Raw genomic sequence first — 17,943 nt, forward strand, 5'->3', positions numbered from 1 at the left:
GCTTTTTATAATGGTCATGGCAAGCTTTAGTGTTTCAGCCTCGCCTAATGAGCAAACAAAAATAAAACAAATTGCACAGCTTGCAGAGTATGTAGGTGTTGATTACGTGGCAGCTGTTGGGAATGGTGAAATACTTGATCCTGACGAATATCAAGAAATGACTGAATTTTCGCACGTTATTATTGAGCAAGCTGGACAGCTATCAAGCCAAACAAATGAGTTTGATACAGTAAAGGCACAAGCTAAAGCCCTGCATACAGCGATTGCCAATAAAGCGAGTGTTGCCGATGTACGTGCAGCAAGCTCAGCGCTTCGTGAGTCGCTACTGACCTTTATGCCGCAACTATCGTTACCTACATCACTACTTCCTGTCGAGCAAACTAAAGCGCTTTTTGCTGCTAACTGTTCAATGTGTCACGGCCCAAGTGGTCAAGGCGACGGCCCGCTTGCAAAAAACTTATCGCCAGAGCCTACCAACTTTACCGATGAAGAACGTGCAACTAACCGCTCATTAATGGGTTTATTTGACGCTGTAAGTAATGGTATTAACGACACGCCAATGGTTGCTTTTACTCAATTTAATGAACAACAACGTTGGTCTTTAGCTTTTTATGTAGGTAGCTTGGCATTTAAAGATGTTCAAAAACCACAAAATCTAGAGCAAAACATTACCGCTTCGCAGATTGTAAACTTAAACCCTGCACAATTATCGGCAGGTCAAAGTGAAGCACAAGCACATTACGTTAAATGGCTTCGTGGTAATCCAGAGCGACTATTTACCGGTAAAAAGAATCCGATAACGGTTACTCGCACGCAGTTACTTGCAGCGCAAGCCGCGCATGCTAAAGGCAATTACTCACAAGCAAGTGATTTAGCAATTAGCGCTTACCTAGATGGCTTTGAGCTTGTTGAAAACAACTTAAATGCCTACGACGAAACACTGCGTAAAAACATCGAAGTACAACTGATGAACCTGCGCCAAACATTTAAAAACGAGAAAGATACAGCCATCGTTGGCGAAAAAGTAAGTGCAGCGCTAGCTCAACTCGCTAAAGCAGATAGCATGCTAAACGAAACCAAACTAACTGATGGTGCACTCCTCTCAGCGAGTTTAGTTATATTACTACGCGAAGGCCTAGAAGCACTCCTCGTTATTATTGCCCTTATGACCGTACTTATTAAAACTAAACGCCAAGACGCACTTAAATATGTACATGTTGGTTGGGTAACCGCACTTATTGCTGGTGGCTTAACGTGGGCTGCGGCGCAAACATTAATAGAAATAAGTGGTGCAAGTCGCGAAGTTATGGAAGGTGCTGGTGCATTGTTTGCCGCTGTAATTTTACTTTATGTTGGCATATGGATGCACAGTAAAACCAGCGCGCAGCAATGGCAAAAATACATCAAAGACAATATAGATAAGCGTCTTGAGTCGGGTACATTATGGGGTTTAGCAGGGCTTTCGTTTATAGCCGTATACCGTGAAGTATTTGAAACTGTATTGTTCTATCAGTCTTTATTAACGCAAAGCTCGCCTGCCCAATATTCATCTATTGCTTCGGGTTTTGCGATAGCTGTAGCAATACTGGCTATTATTACGTGGGTATTAATTAAGTACTCAATTAGATTACCGGTTGCTAAGTTTTTTGCCATTACCACTTACCTATTATTTGCACTCTCGTTTGTGCTTATGGGCAAAGCCGTTATTGCATTACAAGAGGCCGATATAATAGGTATTACTCCGCTACCAATGAGCTTTGATATTGCATGGCTTGGTATAAAGTCAACATGGCAAGGTATTGTGGCTCAAGTATGTGTGTTCGCTATATTTAGCTTTTATATATTTAAAAGCAAAAACCAAGAGTAATGCCTATCTGCTTAAGAGTTTAAGCTAATTGGCATAAGCAAAATACATAGTAAAAAGGCCCGCAAGGGCCTTTTTGAGTTAATTGCTTATGTATTTAGTAAAGTTGGTATTATCAAGCCCATGTATCTAAATGGGTGTTTTCGTCATCATCTAGGTTAGACTTTTTTTTATTATTTTGATCATCAAGCATATTGAGCTTTTTCTTTTTTTGTAACTCACGCCTTTTTTTATTCTCTAATTCAACTTTTTCAGCGGCAGCCCCACTTTGCACACCCGCAATATGAAAAGCACTTTTTGACTCAACTTCTAGCCTAGTTATTCTTCCTAAATAAGGGATCATAATATCCATAAGTACTTCCTTATTTTTTCATTTTATTCATTAACCACTTGGTTTGAGTAATAAACAACCAATTATTGGCGAAAATTGCGCTTATTATCTTAATATTATCGACAGTTATAACATATGCTTTAATTAAGCTAAAAAAAACTTGCCATAATATAGCTGTTTATGTTTTTATGAATGCGAAATTTATTTAAACAGATAACAACTGAACGTTACTATATCAACGAGCAGTTACATAGGATAAAAAATGCGCTTAAACCTGACAACAGTACATCATCACCACCATTCACCGGAATAACCTGTCAGGTCTTTCGCTGAGAGGTTATTCCTAAAAGGAACCTCTGGCGATTCAAATAACATTGATTCATTTTCGCCCTGAGGTTCCCCTCGGGGTTTTTAGTTTTTAAATTAAAGGAAAATGAATAATGAACAACAGTAATCGTCTACGTATCGCCATCCAAAAAGGCGGCCGCCTATCTAAAGATTGTCAAGATCTGCTTAAACAGTTAGGTGTTAAACTTAACCTTCGTGAACAACGCTTAATTGCACACTCAACTAATATGCCAATTGACGTACTACGTGTGCGCGATGACGATATTCCGGGTTTAGTAATGGACGGTGTATGTGACTTAGGCATAGTTGGCGAAAACGTACTTGTAGAAGTTCAAGCAGAACGTGAACGACAAGGTGTTCCAAGTGAAGTAACCAAACTTTCAAAACTAGACTTTGGTTACTGTCGTCTTGCACTTGCATGGCCACAAGAGCTTGGCGCTCGCGATAAGAGCTGGTTTGAAGGCAAACGTATTGCGACTACCTACCCAGAAATCTTAACTCAGTGGTTAAAGCGCGAAGGTATTAACGCAAGTACAGTAATGCTTACGGGTTCTGTTGAAGTAGCACCGCGTGCGGGTTTATCTGATGCAATTTGTGATTTAGTATCTACTGGCGCAACACTTGAAGCTAACGGCTTGATTCAAGGCGAAACAATTTTAGAATCAAACGCGTGTTTAATTCAAAATAAAGATCTTCAAGATGCTGACAAACTAGCACTAATCAATAAGCTTATGCCGCGCCTACGTGGTGTTAGACAAGCTAAAGAAAGCAAATACATCATGCTACACGCACCAAAAAACAAACTTGATGAAATTTGTGAAATTTTACCAGGTTCTGGTCAACCTACTCTACTTGCCCTTGCTGGTAACGATGAATACGTAGCACTTCACATGGTAAGCAGCGAAACATTATTTTGGGAAACAATGGAGCAGTTAAAAGCCTTAGGCGCTAACTCTATTTTAGTTATGCCAATTGAAAAAATGATGGAGTAAGTGCCATGCTTCGTTGGAATGAGGAATCTTCACAAGTACAAGCAGCGGCGCTAATGCGCCCTGCAGTTTCTGCCAGTGCCAAGGTTGAAGCTATATGCAAAACTATTTTAGCTAACGTAAAAGAGCAAGGCGATGAAGCCTTACTTAGCATGGCTAAAGAGTTTGATAATAGATCTAACCCTCGCTTATGTGTTCCGCTTGATGAAATTAACGCATCAGAGCAAGCACTAAGTGCAGAGCTTAAATACGCAATTGATACCGCTTATGCAAACGTTAAACGTTTTCACGAAGCGCAATTGCCAAAAGATATTAAATTATCGACCCAACCAGGCGTTGTATGTGAACTGAAATATCAAGCCATCGAAGCAGTCGGTATTTATGTACCCGGTGGCAGTGCTCCACTGCCATCGTCGGTTATTATGCAGGGTGTATTAGCGCAGTTAAGCGGCGCAAAAACCGTTGTACTTGCTACACCAGTACAAGGTGATAAAGCGATTAACCCTGCTATTTTATATGCAGCTAAGTTATGTGGCATTACTACTTTGATAGAAAGTGGTGGCGCAGGCGCAATTGCAGCAATGGCTTATGGCACCGAATCGGTTCCTAAAGTGAACAAAATATTTGGCCCAGGTAATAGCTTTGTAACAATGGCTAAACAGCTCGTTGCGCAAACTATTCCAGGTATGGCAATTGATATGCCAGCAGGTCCGTCTGAAGTACTTGTTATTGCAGATGAACGTGCAAACCCAGAATTTATAGCCGCCGATTTACTCTCACAAGCAGAGCACGGTGCAGACTCGCAAGTTATTTTATTATGTAACAGCGAAAGTATAATAGAACAAACTCAGCAGGCACTTACACGCCAGTTGGCTAATTTGAGTCGCAAAGAAACAGCCGAGCAAGCGCTCGCTAATTCATCGCTTATTTTAGTTGATTCAATTGAGCAAGCATTTGATGTATCGGCGCAATACGGGCCAGAGCACTTAATTTTACAACTAGGCGATGCAACACCATACCTAGATAAGGTTAAAAATGCAGGCTCAGTATTTGTAGGTGACTACACGCCAGAATCTGCAGGCGATTACGCATCAGGTACTAACCACGTGTTACCAACATATGGTTACAGTGCAACATATTCTAGCTTAAACTTGCTTGATTTTTTTCGTACATACACAGTGCAAACAATTACTAAAAGTGGTTTAACACAGCTTTCAAAAGCTATTTTACCACTTGCAGATGCAGAAGGCCTTGATGCCCACGCTAATGCGGTTTCAATTCGTTTAGAGGCAATTAAAAATGAGCAATGAGAGCGCACAAGCGTCTAGCTTATTACCTAAGAATATTGCAGCCCTTGCTGCATACAGCTCTGCAAAAAGTGAAAAGCTAACCGGTACTACGTGGCTAAATGCTAACGAAAGCCCGTATGCTAAAAACCTTGAACTGAGTATTGAAGATTTAAATCGCTACCCTGATCCTCAACCGCAACTGGTTATTGACCGTTACGCCGCTTATACAGAGCTTGAAAGCGAAAATGTATTAATGACGCGCGGCGCAGATGAAGGCATTGAGCTTTTAGTGCGCACATACTGTGAGCCAGCCAAAGATAGTATTGCGCTATTTTTACCAACCTACGGTATGTACAAAGTAACCGCCGATACACACAACGTTGGTATTAACGCGCTTACCCAAGAATTATTATTAAGTGGCAGTGCTGACGAAATAGTTGCAGCTGTTGGCAGCTCAAAACTGGTATTTATTTGTAACCCAAATAATCCAACGGGCAGCCTAACACCACTTGATAAAGTAAAAGCGATTGCAACAGCACTTGCAGGTAAGGCACTGGTTATTGTTGACGAAGCCTATATAGAGTTTTGCCCAAAGCAAAGCGCGACTAAGCTTATTAATGAGTTTAGTAATGTAGTGGTTTTGCGTACGCTTTCTAAAGCCTTTGCGCTAGCGGGGCTCAGAACGGGCTTTACGCTTGCACAAGCGAGCGTACTAGCGCCAATTCGTAAAGTCATTGCGCCGTATCCGGTATCGGGCGTAGTAGCAAGTATTGCAGCGCAAGCAATTGCACCTGATGCAATTACATCAATGCGCCGCCAAGTTACTATTTTAAATAGCTTAAAAGCTAAGTTAGTGGATTGGCTAAACGCATCCCCTGCTGCATTAAAAATTCTCACTGGTGAAGGTAACTTTGTTACTTTAAAATTAGCCGATAAAAACTACTTTAAAATTGCACTTGAGCAAGGTTTGGTTATGCGCGCTTTTACGCTATACGGTGAAGACGACTGGCTACGAATTTCAATTGGCAGTGAACAAGAACTTGAACAAGTAAAAATTTGGTTAGATGGCTTACAAACGCCAGCTTCCACAGCATCTTTAGCAGGAAACGAAGTATCATGAGTAACCCCTATTTATTTATCGACCGCGACGGCACTATCATTGAAGAGCCAATTACCGACAAACAGGTAGATAGCCTTGAAAAGCTAGCATTTTTACCTGGTGTTATTCCTGCGTTGTTACAATTACAAGCTGCAGGTTACCGTTTAGTTATGGTATCTAACCAAGATGGTTTGGGCACAGATAGCTTCCCTACTGCTGATTTTGACATAGCACAAGACAAAATGATGGACATAATGCAAAGCCAAGGCATTAGCTTTGACGAAGTATTAATTTGCCCTCACTTTAACGAGCAAAACTGCGATTGCCGTAAACCTAAAACAGGATTACTTACCGAGCTTATGCGCTCAGGCAAAGTAGATTTAGCACGCTCTTTTGTTATTGGCGACCGCGAAACTGATATTGGCCTTGCTCAAAATCTATGTTGTGAAGGTATTTTATACGACGGCGATTGGAGTGCGATAGTGACTAAATTGACCACCGCAAACCGCGAAGGTCGTGTCACACGAAACACTAAAGAAACCCAAATTGATGTAGCCATAAACTTAGATCAAACTAAAAATGGCAGCATAGACACCGGTCTTGGCTTTTTTGATCACATGCTTGACCAAATTCGCACGCACGCAAACATTGGTTTAAACATTAAAGCCAAAGGCGATTTACACATAGATGAGCACCACCTGGTTGAAGACATTGGTATTGCTCTTGGTGTCGCACTTAAACAAGCGCTTGGCACTAAATCACAAATTGCACGCTATGGTTTTGCTCTTCCTATGGATGAATGTAAAGCTGAAGCACAAATTGATTTATCAGGTCGTGCATCATTTGTATTAAACGCTAACTTTAGCCGCGAAAAAGCCGGTGATTTAGACGTACAAATGGTTGAGCACTTTTTCAAAAGCTTAAGTGATAACGCCGCCATTAGCCTTATTTTATCGGTAAGCGACGGGAACTGCCATCACCAAGTAGAAGGCTTATTTAAAGCGTTTTCACGTGCACTTCGCATGGCAGTAGCACAAGATACGACCCAACAAACAGCCAGCTCTAAGGGATGTTTATGATTGCCATAATTAATACCGGTTGTGCCAATATAAATTCAGTACGTTTTGCGTTTGAACGCTTAGGGCAAACGCCAACAGTAATTACTTCACCAGAGCAATTAGCGGGTTTTGAGCGCGCTATATTACCAGGTGTAGGTCATGCGTCGGTTGCTATGAAACGCCTAGTCGATAACGGCTGGCAACAAGCTATAAATGAATACCAGCGCCCGCTTATGGGTATTTGTTTAGGTATGCAGTTACTGTGCGAAAGCACCGAAGAAGGTAACGTACAGTGCCTAGGTAAAATACCAGGGCAAGTAAAAGCGCTTGATGTAGGCAATTTAACGTCGCCGCATATGGGTTGGAATAACTTAAGCGTTAATAAAGAGCATGCATTAACTAAAGGGCTGACGCTCGATGAGCAAGTGTATTTTGTTCACAGCTTTGCGCACACCGTAAACGACGCCACACTAGTGAGCGGCGAATATGGTCAAACCTTTTCAGCCATTGTTGCTAAAGACAATTACGCAGGCATGCAATTTCACCCAGAGCGCAGCGCAAAAGTTGGCGCACGTTTATTACAAAATTTTGTTGATTGGCAGTTATAAGCTGCCCATTAACTAACAAAAAAGAGATTATTTGTGATTATTCCAGCATTAGACGTATTACAAAATCAAATTGTGCGCTTGTATCAAGGTAAATACGACACAGCACAGTTTTACCCTTTCGAACTTGGCGCGCGTTTAAAAGAATACGCCGACAGCGGCGCAGGTAAACTACACCTTGTTGATTTAGAAGGTGCACGCGATCCAAGTAAAAAGCAGTGGAAACATATTCAAGCTGCAACCAAAGCACTTAACGTACCATATCAAGTGGGCGGCGGTATTCGCTCAGAACAAGATGTAAGTGATTGGCTTAAAGCCGGTGCAAACCAAGTTGTTATTGGTTCAATGGCAGTAGAAAAACGCGAACAAGTAAAAGCCTGGATTGAACAATTTGGCGCAGAGCACTTTGTAATTGCCCTTGATGTAAATAAAACAGCCACGGGCTGGGCACCTGCTACACACGGTTGGTTAAGTGAATCTGAATTTGGTTTACTTGAGCTGGTAGATTTTTACGTGGGCTTAGGTGTTATTGACTTTTTATGCACGGACATCAGTAAAGATGGCACCATGACGGGTCCATCGTTTGAGCTTTACGAAGATCTAACTCGCCACAACAGCACAATTAAAGTGCAAGCCTCAGGGGGCGTAAGCTCACTTGACGACATTAAAAAGCTTAAAGAGCTAGGTGTAGGCGGCGTTATTTTAGGTAAATCATTGCTTGATGGCGCATTTAGCGTTGAGGAGGCATTGGCATGTTATCAAAACGCATAATCCCATGTTTAGACGTTAAAGACGGCCAAGTAGTTAAAGGCGTTAAGTTTAAAGGTCATGAAGTTGTTGGCGACATTTTGACAATGGCTAAAGCCTACAGCGAAGCTGGCGCCGATGAACTGGTTTTTTACGAAATCAGTGCAAGCGTTGAAAAACGCCTACTTGATGTAAACTGGGTAGAAAGTATTGCACGCAATATCGATATTCCATTTTGTGTAGCCGGCGGTATTAAATCAGTAGCTGATGCAGCGCGTGTTTTAGAGCGCGGTGCTGACAAAATAAGCATTAACAGCCCTGCTATTGCGCGCCCTGAACTTATTAAAGAATTACACGATGAGTTTGGCAAGCAATGTGTTGTTGTTGGCATAGACAGCTTTTTTGATGAAACGACTGGTGAATATTTAGTTTACCAATTAACTGGCGATCCTAATGCATCAAGCCGTACGCGTTATAAAACACAAGAATGGGTTAAACGCGTACAAGACTTAGGCGCAGGCGAAATCGTATTAAACTGTATGAACCAAGATGGCGTTCGTAACGGTTACGACAACGAGCAACTCAGTAAAATTCGCGAGCTATGTCACATTCCTTTAATCGCCTCAGGCGGTGCGGGCTCTATGCAAGATTTTGTTGATGTATTTAAACAAAGCAAAGTAGATGGTGCATTAGCCGCCAGCGTTTTTCATAAAAATGTGATTAACATTGGCGAACTAAAACAATTTTTAACAGATAACCAAGTGGCAGCAAGATTATGCAAGTAACACAACAAAACCAAGATCAAGTCGATTTCGCTAAAAGTGAAATGATCCCTGCTATTATTCAAGATGCACGCTCGGGTGTTATTTTAATGCAAGGCTTTATGAACAGCGAAGCACTAAACGTTACGCTTGAGAGTAATAAAGTGACGTTTTACTCGCGTTCAAAATCGCGTTTATGGACTAAAGGCGAGTCATCAGAAAACTACTTAAACGTAGTATCAGTGCATACCGATTGTGACTACGATTCAATTTTAGTCCTTGCCAACCCAGAAGGCCCAACGTGCCACTTAGGTACACAAAGCTGTTTTGGTGATGATGCAAAACCAAGTTTAAGCTTTTTAGCACAGTTAGAAGATGTGATTGTTGCGCGTAAAAACGACGATCCTGAAAAAAGCTACACAGCGTCATTATTTGCAAAAGACTTAAGCCGTAGTTGTCAAAAAGTAGGTGAAGAAGGCGTAGAAGTTGCCCTTGCCGCTATGAAACACGATAACGATGAGCTAACAAACGAGTCTGCTGATTTAATTTATCACCTGACTGTATTGCTACAACGCCAAGGCTTAGCCCTTGAAGATGTAGTTAAATGCTTGCAAGGTCGCCATAAATAGCATTAGTTGTGACTAACAAAGAGGCTCATATTTATATGGGCCTTTTTATTTTCCCTTTTAGTTAAGTAAATCACGTGTGATATAGTGCGAGGCTAAATTAATCGGTTACTGTGAACTATGAAAAACTATATTACTCCTTCTATTGTCGCATTTATTTTAGTTATCGCGTTTATTTTAGCGGGCTGTACCAGCAAAACTAATCAGACTACAACTACAGCAACCACTACTACAACGAATCAGTCTGTAAAAACCACAGTAACACCCGATGAATGCAGCACCATAAATAACCTAATAAATGGTTATGAGTCTGGTTTTAATTCAATCAAAACAGATAAAGTAAATAACAAGTTTACTAATCAGTGGCGTACTAATACTCATATTATTGGAGCAACCTGTACGGTTACTTTAAATAAGTCAGAGCAAGCAAGCTACCAATGCCTAACACCTGTTAATACACAAACGCAAACCGTAAAGTCTCATCAAAAACTGGCTAAGCAATTACGCCAATGCTTAACCAAAACAGGTTGGTTTGAAAGCCAAAAAGAAACAGTAAGTTCAATTTACAGCACATTTGTACTTGATACTAAAACACCTGTCATTACACTCTCTACCAATCAAGAAGGTAATGGGTTCACTACTCGCTTTGAAATTGCACCACCGTTAGGACTTTAATAATGCGCCAATTAAATCAAAACAAAAAACCATCTAAATTTAAAACCGATTGCTTAGGAATATGTGAAAGGCGCAGCGGTTACTGCACCGGGTGTGGGCGTACCAACGAAGAAATTTTTGATTGGATAATATTATCTGAAGATGAAAAAAAAGCGATTTTAGAAACACCACGAGCAGATGCTAACTCATAACAAATAAAGCCCCTAAATGTTAAAAGTAACAGTTAACTAAAAACTTTTTACTTGTTGTGGCTATTCATTTTAGTTGCGCTAATACAGCTTTCGACTACTTGCTCGAATGAGTTATTAATATCTATATTTATAACATTGAGCTCATCTTCTTTTGGAACTTCTAGCGCATCAAATTGGCTTTTGAGTAAATCAACAGGCATAAAATGCCCTTTTCTGTCCTGCATACGGCTTTTAACCAGTTCAAAATCACCAAAAAGATGTAAAAAGGTAATGCCTATATTTCCATCACATATTTGTTCTCGGTATTTCTTTTTTAATGCAGAGCAGACTATTACCGCAATTTCATTTTTCTTTTCAATGCTAAATGCAGCATCACGTATTCTTTCTAGCCAAGGCACACGATCAGCATCGTTTAAAGGCTGCCCAGATGACATTTTTAATATATTAGCCTTGGGATGTAAGTCGTCTCCGTCGATAAATTTAGCGCCAATGCGCTTTGCTAATGCATCACCCACACTTGACTTTCCTGTGCTTGAAACCCCCATTACAATATAAACACGACCTACATTTGTGTTACTCATGTATTTACCCTCGCCTTAATTTAATAATTAATTATTTTCAATGTATATATTATATTGAGTTACGGGTAACATGTTACCCGTAACAAATGCGAAAGTGAAGTTAAACACACACTAAACATCATAATTCACACTGAATATAAGTAGGGAAAAATGTCAGATTTATCATTAATACTAACCGCGGCAGGCTCCATATTTTTATTGCTTTTCTTAGTAATGAAAGTGCGACTACATGCTGTCGTCTCTTTAATCCTTGTTTCTATGATTGCAGGATTATTCTCAGGAATGAGCCCTGAAATAATTGCCGCTACAATTCAAAAGGGAATGGCTGGAACACTAGGCTTTGTAGCGGTGGTGGTCGCTTTAGGCGCCATGTTTGGCAAAGTAATGGAAGAAACCGGCGCGCTGGATCGCATTGCCCACACACTTTTACACCGTTTTAGAGAAAAAAACGCTAATTGGGCGCTTACCTTTACGGGCTTTATTTGTGCCCTCCCCCTCTTTTTTGATGTGGCCGTTGTACTTTTAATCGGTATTGTTTTTGCAGTGGTAAGAAAAGGCGGTGGCAGCGTTGTTAAAATTGGTATTGGGCTACTTGCTGGGATAGCGTCTTGTCAGGCGTTTCTTATTCCTGCGCCAGGGCCGATTTTGGTTGCCTCTCAATTAGGCGCTGACTATGGTTATATGATTTTATTTGGCCTTATTGCTGCCATACCGGCAATGATTATAGGAGGTCCAATTTGGGGCTCTATTATTTCTAAATCTATTCATGTAGAACTCCCACAGCACGAACAAATCGACGATAACCAAAGAGTTGGTAAAGGGACGCCTAGTTTTGGATTAGCATTAGGTTTGATTGCTTTGCCATTAATTATGATTAGTTTAAATACTATTGGTAGTCGCTTTGTTGAAAAAGACTCTGATTTATATAATTGGTTAGCCTTTATAGGTCATCCATTTACTGCAATTTTAGTTGCCTGCCTAATGGCATTTTATTTGCTCGGCGCAAGGCGCGGTGTCCCTAATGCTAGAATCATGGAAATTTGTGGTAGTGCCTTACAACCTGCGGGAATTATTATTCTTGTCACTGGTGCCGGTGGGGTATTTAAACAAGTATTAGTTGATTCAGGAGTCGGTACGGCACTGGGTAATTACTTAGCTGGTTCAGGCTTACCGATTGTAATACTCGCTTTTGTATTATCAGCCGCTGTGCGGGTCATTCAAGGCTCTGCGACAGTAGCTATGCTTACAGCGTGTGGTTTAATTATACCAATGCTCCAGCCTTTAGGACTTGATGGAGCGCAGCTTGCCGCTGTTACCATCGCTATTGGTGGGGGCTCTATTGTGCTCTCCCATGTAAACGACTCAGGATTTTGGTTAGCGAGTCGCTATCTCGGTTTGAGCGAAATGCAAACTCTTAAAACGTGGACAGTAATGGAAACCATTATTGGTACTGTTGGCGCACTTGTCGCTATGATTATTTCTCTGTTTTTGTAAATTTACAGTGCGTAGAGTTATCATCACACATATAAAAATTACCTGAGCCTTTTGTTATTTAGGCTCAGGTAATTAGGCTCATATAATTAGAGTATTTAAACACTTTCACCTAGATGAACTATATAACCAGTATCAATTACTTGCTTATAATTCATGCTAGCATCCAAATCGGAATTAATCCGGCTCAACAACTCTCTTCCCGCAACATTACCTATCTGATAACGAGGGGTGATCACACTTGTTAATTGAGGCACCATTGCTTGGCCAATATCATGACCATGAAAACCCACAATCCCCATTTGGCTAGGCACTAAAATGTTGTTCCGCTGGCACTCAAAAATAGCCCCAATTGCTAAATCATCATTAGTACAAAACAAACAGTCAGTATTTGGGTAGTCAGTACGCGCTTTTTGTAAAAGTTCAGCGCCTAAACTGTAAGATGAAGCTTGATCAGTCATCACACTTTTAGGCGTAAAGCCTTTAGCTAACATAGCATCTGAATAACCTTGAAATTTTAGGCGTGTTCGTACATCGAGCCTTGCACCTATATAAACAATATTTCGATAGCCTTTATTTAAAAGTGCTGTCGTCATATCAAAAGCGGCTTTAACGTTATCAAAACCAACCGCTTGCTGCATAGGAGAGTGATGAGTATCCATTATTTCAATCACAGGTACGCCTGACATTTCAATCATTTTTAGCGTTCTGTCTGTGTGTGAGGTTTCTGATAAAATTAAACCATCAACGTGGTACGACAATAAATACTCAACCCGTTTTTCTTCAATTTCAGGGTTGTAACCATAATGGGCCAACATTGTTTGATATCCTGCAGGCCCTGTTACATCTTCAATGCCTCTTATAACTTGAGCAAACACGTGATTCGTTAACGATGGAACTAGTACACCAATAGAGTAGCTTTTAGCATTAGAGAGTAAATCAGGGGCTTTATTTGCAATGTAGCCTAGCGTATCAATAGCTGCACTAATTTTAGTGCGAGTAGACTCTGATACTTTTTCGGGATTACGTAAATAACGACTCACCGTCATTTTGGTTACACCAACCGCATCGGCAATATCTTGAAGAGAAGAACGTTTGTTTTTTTTCATCACACACAATTAAATAAAATGTTACTTGTAACATACCAACTATTGTGAAAAATCACTACTTTTAGCCATTTTTATTTAGGTTATCGCTAAGCGATTACCCAAGAGATTTAAATAACCTAGACCTATTTTAATGAATAAATCTGTATTTGTACCAATAACATTAAACAGAGGCTCAGATACTCCGAGCCTCATCGTAATTAAAAACTTATAGCAATCTCAACAATTGCGAACCAGGTATGCCGCTTTGTGGTAATAACGCGGGGGTAACTGCAAATGCTTCTGGAATTTTACTTTTGATCTCATCCATCTTTTTACGGTTATTTTGTTTATCATAAACATAATATTTAAGGATATTTCCGTATACATTGTCTTTTGCATCAACCTGCTCTAGGGTTTTTAACGCTTTATCGTAATCATCAAGGTAAATGTATGCCAGTGCTAAGTTATCAGCAGAGCCAACATGCAGCTTACCTTCAAGCTGTTTTGATAAATCTTCAAGCTCTGCAACAGCAAGCTCATAACGCCCTAGCTGTATATAGGCCGTTGCTAGTGAGTTTTTTAAAAAGTAAGGTGGGTTACTGCCCGGCTCGTACCATTTTTCGTAAGCACTCAATATGTCTTCATATTGCTCAAGTTTAGAGTAAACGTGATTTAGCAGCCTAAAGCTTTGTAGTTTGATTTCAGCTTCTTCAAAACCAGTAAGTTTGTCTCTATTCAAGTGCCAATCTTGAATGCCTTGCGCAGCTTGGCTTAACGGTTCAGGGTTATCACTTTTTGCCCCAGTAGCACTTTTTAGAAGCTGTGCAAGTTGTTGTTTATATTCTTCACTTTTAACAGGAGCCTGAGACGTATTATTACTTGGCTGCTTGTTATCTGAACTACCATCTACAATTTGCGCTGCAGCTAAAGCACTAAAAGACATTGCCGCCGCAACCATAACCAAATATTTACTTTTCATTGTTTTTTCCTTGTTTAACATTTTGATCCTCTGAATATTAAAACTCTTAGAATGAGCAATATTCAAAAGTGGGGGGGTAAAAAAGTTAGGCGAGCTTTTAGCACTTTGCTCTTGTAGCAATAAACTGGCTAAATCCAATTGGTATTTACCTTTTAGCTTTTGCATACACAACTCATCACAGCTAAGTTCGAGTTGCTCTTTTGCTAAACGAGTTAACTTTAAGCAAATAGGATTCCACCAAAAAACGCTTTCTATAAAACAAATAAGCCACGTCCAATAAATATCACCTTGTTGTAAATGAGTTACCTCGTGTTGAATGACTGAATCTAATTCTTTACGGTGTGTCATCGTCGACTCTAACCAAATAACAGGCTTTATTAACCCGGTAGCAAAAGCAGGTTCTGTATGGGTTGTTAGTCTAATTGGATACTGATTGTTGATGTGGTTAAGTTCAGGACTTGGCTTTGAGTTAATGTATAAATTTTTTATAAGCTTTACATATAAGCCCACGCGTAATAAAAACAATCCAAAACCAGCTAAAACTAAAACCATGAAAACATTACTAAGTGATGGCAATAAGTCCCATATAACCATATCGCTTTGTAATTCGTCCTTAGTTGCTACTTGTTCAGCATTTGGTATTAATGCTTTAACATCGGGAATCAATTGCGCCACGTTAAATGTGTAACGATTTGCCCCTTCAAATAAGGATAACTGGGAAAAATATTGCCAAGGGACAAACCAACATGCCAAGGCAATCATTAAAATGTAAAAGTTTAATCGTGCTGGGGCATTTTTAAGCCCTTTTACTGTAAGCAAAATACATAAGCTAATAAGTGTGCAAGTTAGTAAATAATCCGTCATTACCCTCTCCTTTAATCTAACTTCTTATTTTTTAAAAGCGTTTGTAAATATTCTATATCTTCATCATTTAGCTTTTCTTCTTTGATAAAGTGGGCAATTAAACTACGAGAATTACCTTTAAAAAATCGTTGCATAAAACTAGGCATAGCTTGCTCCGATAATGTGTCTTGAGTAACTATTGTTCTAAAAACAATAGCTCGCCCTTCATGTCCACAACGCTCAATCGCTCCTTTGTGTTCTAACCTATCTACAATAGTTTTAACTGTTGTATAGGCTACTTTTTTATCTTTTTGCTTATCAGCTAAAAGCACCTTATGTAGTTGACTCGCGGTACAGGGTTCTTCCTGCCAGAGCAGCTGCATAATATCCATTTCAAAATCACTAAGTTTCATTGTCGCTCCTATTACTACACTTGTAGTGGTACTGTTACAAATGTAGTAGTAAGTAATCTTAGTGTCAATACAAAATTGACATGTGAATAAAAAACAAACGGTAAAAATATAAAAGCCTTAGGAAGGTTTTATAAAAAAGGTATATAAAATAAGGAGGTATACTTATTAATAGATTTTAGAAAAACATAAAAAACGATAGTTTATTTTCAACTAACGCTTTTTATGCTTTAAAGTTTTTTATGAAAGGTAGTGAGGTAACTATGCTTTATCGAGCGCTTGGCTTACATCGGCAATTATGTCTGCAATGTTTTCAATACCAACCGACAAACGAATTAAATCGCGGCTTACGCCCGCATTAGCAAGCTCTTCATCATTTAATTGGCGGTGTGTAGTTGACGCAGGATGACACGCAAGCGACTTGGCATCGCCAATATTAACTAAGCGTAAAATCATGTTTAGCGCATCAATAAAACGAGTACCTGCTTCTAGGCCACCTTCAATACCAAAGCTTAAAATACCCGATGCTTTACCACTGGTAATTTTTTGACTCATTTCGTTATACGGGCTTGATTTTAATCCTGCGTAATTAACCCAAAGTACTTTTGGATGATTTTCTAAATATTCAGCTAACTGCTGTGCATTTTCGCAGTGACGATCCATTCTTAAGCCTAAGGTTTCAAGGCCGATTAAAATGTCAGATGCGTTTTTAGGCGCAAGCGCTGCGCCGGTATTTCTAAGTGGCACTACTCTGCAGCGACCGATAAATGCAGCTTCAGCAAAAGCTTCGGTATAAACCACATTGTGATACGACGGATCGGGCTCGTTCATCATTGCAAAACGTGTAGCATTCGCTTTCCAATCAAATTTTCCTGAGTCGACAATCATGCCGCCAATAGCAGTACCGTGCCCGTTTATATACTTTGTCAGTGAGTGAACCACTATATCGGCGCCTAGCTCAAATGGGCGGCATAAATACGGCGTAGCCACGGTATTATCAACAATAAGCGGCACACCTTTGCTATGTGCAATACGTGCTAAACGTTCAATATCAACAATATTACCTGCAGGATTACCAATAGATTCACAAAAAACAGCGCGGGTGTTGTCGTCAATTGCATTCTCGAACGCGGTAAAGTCATCGGCCTTTATCATGCGTGCTTCAATACCCTGCCTAGGTAAGGTATGTGCAAATAAGTTATACGTGCCACCATATACTTGGCTGGTACTCACAATATTAGTGCCTACTTCGCACAAGCATTGAATAGCATACGTAATAGCGGCCATCCCAGAGGCCACGGCTAGCCCACCAATACCCCCTTCCATTGCAGCAATACGTTGTTCAAGTACGGCATTGGTTGGGTTCATTATGCGGGTGTAAATATTTCCCGGTACTTTTAAATCGAATAAATCAGCGCCATGCTGCGTGTTATCAAATGTATAAGAAGAAGTGTGATAAATAGGCACGGCTGCCGATTTGGTCGTAGCCTCAGATTCGTAACCGTGGTGCAGTGCTAATGACTCTAATTTCATAATTATTCCCTTCAATTAATTTACCACTAACCTAGCACTTCTTGGTTATAAAATGCACATGAAATATATTAAAGGGTGTTAAGGTGATTTGATTTAAGTTAAAGGCAGCTCAGAGCGAATAGCGGTCATTCAGGTGAGTCGTCATTAACTTAGTAAGAATAAGAGGACACTTTCCTCTTTTTTAGATGTTTATATAAGCTACAGAAACTATAATATTTATAGCTGGCAATAGCTTACACTATTTGCTATTAGTATAAGTTCATAAAATAAGGACGTTTTCGCGCTAAAAAAGGGAAAGTGTCCTCTGATAAAGTTGTTGAACTAAGCCGCTACGCGGAGATCCTATTCTGACCATTTGAGCCACACTTACCTTGGGGTTATCCCATATTTGGAGGTAAGTAATGAATACACTCATTGAACAAGTCAAAACTGAAA

Annotated in this window: 18 protein-coding genes; 12 read left to right on the forward strand and 6 right to left on the reverse strand. The window is 40.0% G+C overall.

The genetic code is table 11. The annotated features are described in order from the left end of the window. The first annotated feature begins 10 nt into the window (after positions 1–10). Positions 11–1,867 (forward strand): cytochrome c/FTR1 family iron permease, encoded by a 1,857-nt coding sequence (locus tag I6F47_RS14950; protein ID WP_197184129.1) that lies wholly within the window; start codon positions 11–13, stop codon positions 1,865–1,867. Between the two features lie 112 nt (positions 1,868–1,979). On the opposite strand, the gene I6F47_RS14955 is transcribed toward I6F47_RS14950, so the two are convergent. Next, positions 1,980–2,216 carry a hypothetical protein gene (locus I6F47_RS14955; protein ID WP_197100475.1) on the reverse strand — a complete coding sequence of 79 codons (237 nt, stop codon included), beginning with the start codon at positions 2,214–2,216 and terminating at the stop codon, positions 1,980–1,982. Positions 2,217–2,635: 419 nt separating this feature from the next. Between I6F47_RS14955 and hisG the strand changes: the two genes are divergently transcribed. The 10 genes from hisG (at position 2,636) to I6F47_RS15005 (ending at position 10,583) form a co-directional block, all read left to right on the forward strand. Beyond that, a complete protein-coding gene (gene hisG / locus I6F47_RS14960; protein WP_007580644.1) occupies positions 2,636–3,535 on the forward strand; it encodes an ATP phosphoribosyltransferase in 900 nt (299 codons plus the stop codon). A 5-nt stretch (positions 3,536–3,540) separates the two neighbouring features. Further along, the gene (gene hisD, locus I6F47_RS14965; RefSeq protein WP_007580646.1) at positions 3,541–4,842 is read left to right on the forward strand and encodes a histidinol dehydrogenase; all 1,302 of its coding nucleotides are present in this window, start codon (positions 3,541–3,543) and stop codon (positions 4,840–4,842) included. Next, positions 4,832–5,941, forward strand: coding sequence for a histidinol-phosphate transaminase (gene hisC, locus I6F47_RS14970; RefSeq protein WP_101216942.1), 1,110 nt, complete (start codon positions 4,832–4,834; stop codon positions 5,939–5,941). Before hisD ends, hisC begins: the two co-directional genes overlap by 11 nt. Beyond that, complete coding sequence (hisB, locus tag I6F47_RS14975) at positions 5,938–6,999, forward strand: bifunctional histidinol-phosphatase/imidazoleglycerol-phosphate dehydratase HisB (RefSeq protein ID WP_007580650.1); 1,062 nt, start codon at positions 5,938–5,940, stop codon at positions 6,997–6,999. The genes hisC and hisB overlap by 4 nt, the downstream gene beginning before the upstream one ends. Further along, positions 6,996–7,586, forward strand: a complete 591-nt coding sequence (gene hisH / locus I6F47_RS14980) for an imidazole glycerol phosphate synthase subunit HisH (RefSeq protein WP_002960265.1) — start codon at positions 6,996–6,998, stop codon at positions 7,584–7,586. Before hisB ends, hisH begins: the two co-directional genes overlap by 4 nt. A gap of 33 nt (positions 7,587–7,619) precedes the next feature. Then, positions 7,620–8,354, forward strand: coding sequence for a 1-(5-phosphoribosyl)-5-[(5-phosphoribosylamino)methylideneamino] imidazole-4-carboxamide isomerase (locus I6F47_RS14985; RefSeq protein ID WP_010552951.1), 735 nt, complete (start codon positions 7,620–7,622; stop codon positions 8,352–8,354). Then, positions 8,336–9,115: an imidazole glycerol phosphate synthase subunit HisF gene (gene hisF / locus I6F47_RS14990; protein ID WP_169043991.1), complete on the forward strand. Its 780-nt coding sequence runs from the start codon at positions 8,336–8,338 to the stop codon at positions 9,113–9,115. The genes I6F47_RS14985 and hisF overlap by 19 nt, the downstream gene beginning before the upstream one ends. Next, positions 9,106–9,720: a bifunctional phosphoribosyl-AMP cyclohydrolase/phosphoribosyl-ATP diphosphatase HisIE gene (gene hisIE, locus I6F47_RS14995; protein ID WP_197184122.1), complete on the forward strand. Its 615-nt coding sequence runs from the start codon at positions 9,106–9,108 to the stop codon at positions 9,718–9,720. Before hisF ends, hisIE begins: the two co-directional genes overlap by 10 nt. Positions 9,721–9,837: 117 nt before the next feature. After that, entirely contained in the window at positions 9,838–10,392 is a 555-nt protein-coding gene (locus tag I6F47_RS15000; protein ID WP_197184123.1) for a hypothetical protein, read from the forward strand. A gap of 2 nt (positions 10,393–10,394) precedes the next feature. Then, positions 10,395–10,583, forward strand: a complete 189-nt coding sequence (locus I6F47_RS15005) for a DUF1289 domain-containing protein (RefSeq protein WP_002960277.1) — start codon at positions 10,395–10,397, stop codon at positions 10,581–10,583. Between the two features lie 47 nt (positions 10,584–10,630). Here I6F47_RS15005 and I6F47_RS15010 read toward each other — a convergent pair whose 3' ends face one another. Then, positions 10,631–11,164 carry a gluconokinase gene (locus I6F47_RS15010; protein ID WP_197184124.1) on the reverse strand — a complete coding sequence of 178 codons (534 nt, stop codon included), beginning with the start codon at positions 11,162–11,164 and terminating at the stop codon, positions 10,631–10,633. A 150-nt stretch (positions 11,165–11,314) separates the two neighbouring features. Between I6F47_RS15010 and gntU the strand changes: the two genes are divergently transcribed. Beyond that, entirely contained in the window at positions 11,315–12,658 is a 1,344-nt protein-coding gene (gene gntU, locus I6F47_RS15015; RefSeq protein WP_197184125.1) for a gluconate transporter, read from the forward strand. A gap of 95 nt (positions 12,659–12,753) precedes the next feature. Here the strand turns inward: gntU and gntR are convergent, their stop codons facing one another. From gntR to I6F47_RS15035, 4 genes are all read right to left on the reverse strand, one after another. After that, on the reverse strand, positions 12,754–13,764 hold the full coding sequence (gene gntR / locus I6F47_RS15020) for a gluconate operon transcriptional repressor GntR (protein ID WP_197184126.1): 1,011 nt from the start codon (positions 13,762–13,764) through the stop codon (positions 12,754–12,756). Between the two features lie 205 nt (positions 13,765–13,969). Continuing rightward, positions 13,970–15,586, reverse strand: a complete 1,617-nt coding sequence (locus tag I6F47_RS15025) for a M56 family metallopeptidase (RefSeq protein WP_197184127.1) — start codon at positions 15,584–15,586, stop codon at positions 13,970–13,972. 11 nt (positions 15,587–15,597) lie between these two features. Then, the gene (locus I6F47_RS15030; protein WP_002960288.1) at positions 15,598–15,978 is read right to left on the reverse strand and encodes a BlaI/MecI/CopY family transcriptional regulator; all 381 of its coding nucleotides are present in this window, start codon (positions 15,976–15,978) and stop codon (positions 15,598–15,600) included. A 258-nt stretch (positions 15,979–16,236) separates the two neighbouring features. Continuing rightward, entirely contained in the window at positions 16,237–17,508 is a 1,272-nt protein-coding gene (locus I6F47_RS15035; RefSeq protein ID WP_197184128.1) for an O-acetylhomoserine aminocarboxypropyltransferase/cysteine synthase family protein, read from the reverse strand. Positions 17,509–17,943: the final 435 nt, after the last annotated feature.

This window comes from Pseudoalteromonas sp. NZS37, assembly GCF_015864265.1.
In the GTDB taxonomy this organism is placed as follows: Bacteria; Pseudomonadota; Gammaproteobacteria; order Enterobacterales; family Alteromonadaceae; genus Pseudoalteromonas; species Pseudoalteromonas arctica.